The sequence below is a fragment of the Collinsella aerofaciens genome, from assembly GCF_015548375.1.
Classification (GTDB): domain Bacteria; phylum Actinomycetota; class Coriobacteriia; order Coriobacteriales; family Coriobacteriaceae; genus Collinsella; species Collinsella aerofaciens_AB.
The window spans coordinates 1-8,486 of the sequence record NZ_JADMWW010000036.1 but is presented as its reverse complement, the minus strand read 5'-3'; the positions used below and the strand labels follow the sequence as shown (position 1 = coordinate 8,486).

The 8,486-nt window shown below is 61.4% G+C and carries 7 protein-coding genes; 1 reads left to right on the top strand and 6 read right to left on the bottom strand.

Features of this window, described 5'->3' with window-relative positions; translation table 11 throughout:
• Window positions 1-14 precede the first annotated feature (14 nt).
• From I1969_RS10640 to I1969_RS10615, 6 genes are all read right to left on the bottom strand, one after another.
• Window positions 15-1,454 (bottom strand): DUF4430 domain-containing protein, encoded by a 1,440-nt coding sequence (locus tag I1969_RS10640; protein WP_195235101.1) that lies wholly within the window; start codon window positions 1,452-1,454, stop codon window positions 15-17.
• A gap of 431 nt (window positions 1,455-1,885) precedes the next feature.
• On the bottom strand, window positions 1,886-3,649 hold the full coding sequence (locus tag I1969_RS10635) for an ABC1 kinase family protein (protein WP_195235100.1): 1,764 nt from the start codon (window positions 3,647-3,649) through the stop codon (window positions 1,886-1,888).
• A gap of 8 nt (window positions 3,650-3,657) precedes the next feature.
• On the bottom strand, window positions 3,658-4,074 hold the full coding sequence (locus I1969_RS10630) for a hypothetical protein (protein WP_195235099.1): 417 nt from the start codon (window positions 4,072-4,074) through the stop codon (window positions 3,658-3,660).
• 99 nt (window positions 4,075-4,173) lie between these two features.
• On the bottom strand, window positions 4,174-5,697 hold the full coding sequence (locus I1969_RS10625; protein WP_195235098.1) for a C69 family dipeptidase: 1,524 nt from the start codon (window positions 5,695-5,697) through the stop codon (window positions 4,174-4,176).
• Between the two features lie 99 nt (window positions 5,698-5,796).
• A complete protein-coding gene (locus I1969_RS10620) occupies window positions 5,797-6,651 on the bottom strand; it encodes a bifunctional 5,10-methylenetetrahydrofolate dehydrogenase/5,10-methenyltetrahydrofolate cyclohydrolase (RefSeq protein ID WP_195235097.1) in 855 nt (284 codons plus the stop codon).
• Window positions 6,652-6,653: 2 nt separating this feature from the next.
• Window positions 6,654-7,286 (bottom strand): cyclodeaminase/cyclohydrolase family protein, encoded by a 633-nt coding sequence (locus tag I1969_RS10615; protein WP_161159940.1) that lies wholly within the window; start codon window positions 7,284-7,286, stop codon window positions 6,654-6,656.
• Window positions 7,287-7,748: 462 nt separating this feature from the next.
• Between I1969_RS10615 and I1969_RS10610 the strand changes: the two genes are divergently transcribed.
• A complete protein-coding gene (locus I1969_RS10610; protein ID WP_195235096.1) occupies window positions 7,749-8,342 on the top strand; it encodes a hypothetical protein in 594 nt (197 codons plus the stop codon).
• The last annotated feature ends 144 nt before the right edge of the window (window positions 8,343-8,486 follow it).

Below are 8,486 nucleotides of genomic sequence, written 5' to 3'. Positions count from 1 at the left end.
CCCATCATCGCGGTCTACGGGGTCAAAGATATGGCACCGTGGGGACACATGTATGTCAATCCTGGTCTAACAGAGCCATAGCTTTTGGTCGCAGCATCCCAGCCATAGGACTTACCATCGAACGGCGAAGTAATGCCGTTGAGGAACCAGCCCCAAGACGATTCGCCAGCATCGAGAGTAAGGCCGGTCTGCTCAAGGAGATCCTTGGCAGTAGAGCCCGCCTTGAGACTCGTCTGGCCCGTCGAGGCCCAAACCTGCCGTTTGCCGTCCTTGTCCTTACCGAGGACCTGAACGGAAGCATGGACAGAATCAGAGGGCAACTTGTCGCCCCAGCCACCGTAGAACCACGTGACGGTATCGCCGGCATGGATGGTGACATTGTCCGCCGTATAGTCACTCGACTTGCCGTTGATAAACAGCTGCCAATAGGTCGAATAATCGAGCGGCGTACCCAGCTCAACGCCGTTGTACTTAAGGCTCAGAATGAAGGAGCCCACAGCAACGGCGTCGATGCCATTCGCCTCGAACGCGACCTTCGTAAGGTCAAGTGCGTTCGAGCCGGACGTCACCACATACTGCGCGCTATCGACCCAAGTCTGAGTCTTGCCCTGGGCATCGCGACCAATGACGGTCACATTCGCAGCAAGCTGGTCCTTAACGACAGGGGACGCGCTACCACCCGTAAAGGCAAACTCAATCTTCTGCCCCTGGGTGAGCTTGACGCCGCTCGCGCCAACCGAGGAAGACGCGCCGTCGACGAACAGCTGCCAGTAAGCATGAGTCGTCGGATCGTAGGCAAGCGTGCGGCCATCTGTCGGGGACGTGATGCTTTTGAGGTAGAAACCGTATGCCGTGTTCGGATCGTACTTCGCCTTGAAGCCCGTCTTCTCCTGCAGCTTAATGAAGGCATCCGCAGCCGTCGCGCCCTCATCGAGCTTGAGCTGCGTAGGTGCCACCCAGGTCTGAGCCTTGCCGTCGGCATCGGTGCCGACAATCGAGAACGAGACCTCGACTTGCTTCTTGGCGACATCGCCGGTTTCTGTCGGGTTCTCTGTCTGGACGGCAGTCGCGGCGGCAGATCCTGCTTGGCCAGCGGATGCCGCCGAAGACTGCTCGCTCGCGGCAAGGCTCTCCCCCGTCGCCGAGCCTTCGTCGCCAGTTGCTGCCTCTGTTGTGGCGGCGCTAGCTGCAGGCGCGCTCCCGGAATCCGAAACCTCGGCGCCGCTCTGCTCAGCGGTACCGCCCGCAAGCGCTGCGTCCTCGCCTGGCGTCGTAGCCTGAGCCACAGCGTCGGTAATGCCCTCGGCGCCCTCGGCCCACAGCTGAGCCGGCGTGGTGCCAAAGGCCATCGCGAAGGCCAGGAATGCCACCAGACCGCGCTTGGCTACACCGCGTGCAATCGCACCACGGCGATGCAACGAGGCGCGCTCGCGCTCGTCCTCAAACATATCCATTTGTCCCCCATTGTCTGTACTTGGAGCATTGCCCAGCGGCTGCCCCACGTCATCGCGCATGTTACGCTCGAGTTCCCCCATCGGGGTCCCCCTTCCCTCCAGAGCCCTATGCACACCGGCGGCATACGCCGCAGCCGCATGCAAGATGGGAGGCGATCCGACTTAACCTTAACGGCTCAGGCGCGTCGTCCGATCTGCGACGCGAACATCCCGAGCCAAGAGGAATTACGGTTACTGGTACAGCCGGGGACTTGCACCCCGATTCTCCCAAACGCGCAGGAAAACCGCGCGTTCGTGCGTCTCCGCACCACCATCTAGGCCATCGATTATTACCGTCAAAATGGTATCACGCAAAAGGGCCCCGCACACAGGCGAAGCCCAAGGTAAAAGCTATTGTTTGCGATAGGAAAATGCGGTGACGGTCGCAGCCTCTAGTGTTTGCCGCCGTGGCTGTTGAGCCAGATATTGCGGCCCAGCATAAGCGCCAGCACCAGCGCGCTCACGTAGCCCATAAAGCCAATGACCGGGATACCAAACACAACCGGCTCGATGCGTGCGTAGTACACCACCGACGAACCGATAAACAGGCCGGCGATAACGATAGCCATCGACATGCGGTCGATAATTCCGCCCAGCTGTCGCAGTGCCTTATCGCTGCTCATGATCTGCGTGTTCACCTTAAGCTGGCCGCGCGTAAGCATGCGCGAAGCCAGCCCCAGGTACTCAGCCGCCTCGAGTGAGCCCTTCGCCGCGCGATAGCCGCTCGCGGCAAGATCGCGCCCCATGTCGCGCACGCGCGCATAGGTGCTTTTCTCGTTTTTAATGTGGGTTTGGATGATCTGGATCATGTTGACGTTGGGCATGTACTCGGTCAGCAAACCCTCGAGCGTCACCATGCCGCGCGCGAACATCGTCACCACGCTCGGCAGCTCAACATCGTTTTTGCGCGCCAGGTTTAACAGCGAGGTCAAAAACTCGCCGATATCAAGATCCTTCAGGTCAAGGCCCGCAAAGTCAGCCACGATAAAGTCAAGGTCGGACAAAAACGCTGAATGATCGAGCTCGGCCGAATCGCCACGCGTCACGGCGAAGCGCATGAGCGAATCCTTGAGCTTGGGAACGTCACCCTCGGCCACGGCGAAAATCATGTCCTTTACGATACCGCGATCGTGACTCGACATGCGTCCGACCATGCCCAAGTCAATAAAGTAAACGATACCGTCCTTGAGAATGATGTTTCCCGCATGCGGGTCGGCATGGAAAAAGCCGTCGTCGAGCACCTGCGTCGAGTAGTCCTCGACGATCGCGGCACCGATCTTTTCCAAGTCATAGCCCTCGGCCACCAAGCGTTCAGGATCGGCGATCGAAATGCCGTCGACGTAATCCATGACCACCACGTGCTCGGTGCACAGGTCCAGATAGGATTTAGGGCACGTCACGCCATGAACGCTCTTATGGAACTCGTAGAAGTCGTTGAGGTTTTTGGCCTCGGCCAAAAAGTTGGTCTCCTCGCGAAACGAGGTCCACAACTCCTCGACTACGCCGTGCAGGTCAACGAATTGATCGGTGTTGACGAACTTGGAAACGATACGCACCACCGAGCGGATGATATCGATGTCCTGCGCCATAACCTGCTGCGCACCGGGGCGCTGCACCTTGACGGCCACGTCCTCGCCCGTCACCAGACGAGCGCGGTGCACCTGCGCGAGCGATGCGCTACCAAGCGGATTGGGGTCGATCGCATCGAACATCTCCCCCAGGCGCAGCCCGTATTCTTCTTCCAGACAACTGAGTACGACCTCGTACGGTACGGGCTCCACGTCGGAGCGCAGACGACGCAGCTCGTCGCAAAAGCGTTGCGGCAGAATCTCGGACCGGTTGGCCAGAATCTGCCCCATCTTGACGAACATGGGGCCGAGTTCCTCGAGCAGGCGGCGCAAACGAACCGGCGTGAGGTTGTCCCACACGCGGTACTTTTTGACCAGGCGAACAATCTGCCCAATGCGTTCGCGACGACCCGCCGGCGTGAGCTGGTATTCCTCGTCCGGTGCCATCGCGTCGGGCTCCTCGGGCACCATATCGACAGCGCGTGGCTTCTTGCGAGCGCCCGAGACGGCAGCGTCGACCTCATCGACAACCGCCGCCTCGTTACCCAGAGGATCTAGATTGTTGTAATCGGTGGTGGAATCTGCCATCTGCGCTGCTACTCGGCCTCTTTGGTATCCTTCGCATCGTCGGGCTCAACGGACTCGACGGGCACCGAGGTCACGTTGTCCTCGACCGAATCGACGATGTCGCGCACATGGGCCAGGAAAGCCGTGCGCTCGGGAGCGGTCATGACGCGGACGCGGGCAAGGATAAGCTCGTCAAGCACGCGCTGGGCCGCGGTCTCGCCCTGCATGCCCAGACGCTCGGTCAGGTCGGAGATGGTGCCACCGGCCTGCTCGAACATATCGGACACGCTGCGGGCGATATCGGGGGTGGCGGTGTCCTTGCGGACCTGCTCGCCCTTGGTGTTAAGGTCGTCGAGGACCTTCTTGCCGCCTTCGACAGCAACGGCGGCGGCGCCGAAGCCCACGTTAATGGCGCCGTTAACAAGCTGATCGAGTTTCATAACCATGGTTGGCTCCAATCATGAACAACTGCATTGGCCTTCTTGTACCCAAGATTGAGTGAAAGCGACAAAGCGTTTTAGCGCTATTCGATCGACGGGAAATCCCTATCTCACGTTGTCGTTCATCGCGAAAGAGTTCTTCATGGCACAGCTCGTGGTGTAGAGCACCTTGCCCAGTAGAGCATCGGTCTCTACGCGCACGAACTCGGCAAAGGCCTCGTTGGCGCGCGCGAGCTCGGCGGGCACCTCGGCCTCGGGCAGCGCGGCTACGGCAGCGTCGATGTCATGGATCTGCTTGTGGCCCATGCCACCGACCTTCTCCTGATAATCCTCGACCGCGCGACCGCACTCATGGAAGCGGACGTCAGCCAGCGCGCCGATCAGGCGGTTGGCCCAGTAGAAGTTTTCGGACGTCACGCGAGCCTGCGTGTCGGCATAGTACTCGGGCATGGTCTCGACGTTGGCGTACAGCGGAACCAGCGCGTTAAACGAGTTGGAACCAAAGGCCATCCACTGCACGGCGCGATACGCCGGCTGCGCATAGGGGCGCAGCTGCAACACGGCGAGCTGGCTGTTGCGGTTGATGCCGATGGGGCGATAGGCGCCACGCGTAGCGGGCGTGCCCTTGCTGCCGTAGCAGTCGTACTCCGTGCCCTGGTAGTGGCTCGAGAGCACGTACTTGATGTCCTCGATGGTCACCTTGCGCTCGGGCACGCGGCGCCAGGGAATATCGTCGCTCTCGGGCGTGTAGTCGGCCTCGGGGCCATCCCACACGTCGCTGGGGTTGAGGCAGCGCTGCATGTACCAGGCGCGAGGTGTGTTGTAAACGTGGTCGCTGTCACTGTGCGATCCAAAGGCCTCGCGCGGGTTAAAGACCGCGGCCGGACCGTCGCCCTCGACGCCCAGCGTCAGGTCCAGATGCCACTCGGCCATCCAGGAGCGCAGGTCGGCGGAGCACATGTGGTCGGCCTGGGCACCCTCGGCGTCATCCAGGTCAAAGCTGTCGATACCCAGCTGGTTGGGCATGGTCACATAGGCGTCATCGGGCACGCGCTTGGCAATCCAGTGGTGGCCGCCGATGGTCTCGAGCCACCAGATCTCGTCCACGTCGCTAAAGGCGATGCCGTTGTTCTCGTAGGTGCCGTAGCGCTCGAGCAGGTCGCCCAGGATACGCACGCCGTCGCGGGCGGACTTAGCGTACGGCAGGACCAGGGTCACCATGTCCTCCTCGCCCAGGCCACCAGGCTGCGCCGGCACATAGCCGTCCTCACCCTCGTTGCCCTTGGCGGGCACGTAGTCGACGAGCGGGTCGGCGCCGCAAACGCGCTCGTTGGTGGTGAGCGTCTCGGTTGCGGACATGCCCACATTGAGCTCGTTGAAACCGGCCTCGGCCCAGATGCCGTGGCCCGGAACAACATCGGGGACGCTCGTGTAGCGCATGGGATTATCGGGCAGTTCAACGGTCAGGTGACTCAGGACGCTCGTGTAGACACGCGGCTGCTCGTCGGGATGTACTACGCGCATACGCTTGGGCTCAAACACCCCGTTGGAAGAGTCCTCGTTGCGGGCAACCAACGTCGACCCGTCGTAGCTCGCGTTCTTACCAACCAAAATCGTTGTGCACGGCATGCGCATCCTCCTTGAGCGAAGAAATCAAACGATAACAGTGTATCGCTTCGGCGCAGAAAGGGCGAAGCCACGGCCTCGGCAGCCCTTGTGGTCAAAAACTTATTTCGATGCGCGCTCAGCCGCCTCGATCACGTGCTTGGCGAGAATTGCTGTCGTCACGGCGCCCACGCCACCCGGCACGGGGGTGATTGCGCCAACAACCGGCTCCGCGGCATCAAAATCGACGTCGCCGACCAGCTTGCCAGCGGCTTCGTCCCAATTAATGCCAACATCGATAATCGCCTGGTCCTCGCGGACCGCATCTGCGCCAATCGTGCGCGCGCGTCCAACGGCGGCAACCACAATGTCGGCAGCACAGCACTCGGCGGCAAGATCGCGCGTATGCGTATGGCACGTCGTCACGGTTGCGTTGCGCGCCGTAAGCATGGCGGCAACGGGGCGGCCAATTACCAGTGAGCGTCCGACCACGGCAACTTTGGCGCCGTCCAGCTCAACGCCGTAATGATCCAGCAAAGCAAGCACGGCTTCAGCTGTGCAGGGGGCAAAACCCTCGCCGCGCCCCGAAAGCGTGGTGAGCAGCGAAGCCGGCGTCATGGAGTCAACGTCCTTGGCGGGATCGAGCGCTGCGGCGACGGCGTTCTCGTCAAGGCCGGCGGGCAGCGGGCGAAACATCAGACAGCCATGAACAGCCGGGTCGGCATTGATGTCCTCGATGGCCGTCAACAGCTCGTCTTGCGAAACACCGGCAGGAAGCAACACGCGACGCGCCTCGATGCCAACCTTTTCGCAGCGTTTAAGGGCGCCGCGCTCGTAGGATAGGTCGTCCTCGCGTTCACCCACACGCACGATAGCAAGCGTCGGAACAACACCGCGTTCGCGCAGCGCAGCGCAGCGGGCAGCGAGCTCCTCAGTCAAAGCGCGGGCGACGGGAGCACCCTTCAGTAGCTCAGCCATGGCTATCCCCTCTTTCTTGCAGCGTCGGAGGCGCGGCGCGCCAGCGCATCGGCGCGCGGCAACCATGTGTCGAGCAACTCATCACACGCCGTCTCGAGCTCCTCGGCGCGTGCACGATCCTTCATAGACGTGGTGTTCGCAAAGAGCGTCAAGCTCGCGCCCTGCATGGCGGCGCGGCAGAATACGGCGCCGCACGCCACATCGGACAGCAGCTGACGCGAACCCTTGTCGGCCATGTCCTCGAGCAGCGCCAGTGCGCGCCCGCAGGCATCCATAATGCGATACGGCGGCATAGCGGCCACATGCAGCGCATCCTGAATCGCAGCCGGTCGGGCCGGGTCCTCACGCGGAATACCGTACGCAGCGGACACCTGGCCGTACGCACGAACGTCCTCGGCGACCAGACCCACAAGCTCCTGCGCCAACTCGTCTGCCTGGGCAAACGCACGCGTCAGGTCATCCGCACGATCAGCAAGCGCGGGATTGGTCGCACCGTAGCGGGCAACCATTCCGCACAGCGAGGCGCCCAGCGCGCCCACAAAAGCGCTCGCGCTGCCACCACCGGGAACTGGCTCGCGCGCGGCCAGCGCCTCGGCAAAACCGCGACAGGTTTTATCCATCATCTCTTGGCTCATACGCACACGCACCTTCAAGTCATATATATCGGTCGGGCGGCCGACGTCGGCCGACCGCATCGATCACGTAATGGTGCTAAGTCTAGCCCATAAGTACGCGAGCGTCAGCGCACCTGGCCATCGCGGATTTCTATGGCACACGATAGGCCATGTCAACGCAAACATGGGACACATGGCCCACCTTTCGAGACTTCCGGACGTCAAAAACTGAGGCATATCTATAAACAAGGAACCTGTTGGGGCAACGCCCACGCACGCGCGCCCCATTAAATCAACGGGCACCTCACCCCGGGGAGGGCCGACAGCATCGGCCCTCCCCTCTTTTGCGACCGCACATATTGCCACTTGTCGGCGCAATTCCAGCCCCCAGAATGGGACACATGGCCCACCATAGCGAGCCGTCCACGCGTACAGTAAAGGCAGGTAATCCATGGACGATTACAGATCGAGGAGGACACGACCATGAAAAAGAAGGCCTTTGCGATTCTCACCCTCTGCATCAGTCTCTTTGCCGCGGTTGCCCTGGTGGGTTGCGGCGGCAGCGGCGGCGCTACCGGCAGTGGCGGTTGCGGCGGCGCAGAAAAGCCAGCCGTGGATATGAGGACCGACTTCATTTGGTTTAAGGTCGAGGTCCCCGAGGCCGTCGAGATCACCGACGTCGCAGGCGACACCGCCGACAGGGCCCAGTTTAAGTTCACCGAGAGCGAGCACGCCAGCGACCGCTTCATCCCCGTCTTCGACTCTGACAAGAACGCCGACGAGCTGTTCGACTACGAGGCAAAGTGGAAGGCCAACTCCGGATGGACCGAGAGCGATCCCGTTAAGTACAACGGCAAGACCTGGCGCAGTGCCTACTTTACGCACTCGGGCGGCGTGACGACCGAGTACTTCACCGACGTTGACGGTGGCAGTGTGTATGTGCGCATCGACAACGTCGAGGAGCACAAGGACGCCGTCGAGACCATGATGAAGTCTCTGGAATTTGCCGACGACATCGCCGAGGCCAAGACCGAGGCCATGGACGTCAAGCTCGACGATATCGAGATCAAGCGCTAAGCGACTGGCGAGTGCAGCGGGAAACACGGGCGCAGTGCAAACAAGCGACGGTACCCCAGCGCTTCGTAATCAGAACCACCCTTAAAAAGGGTGGTTTGCTCTTAGGGTATAACCCACGGGCCCCGGGCTCGCGTCTAAAGGCGC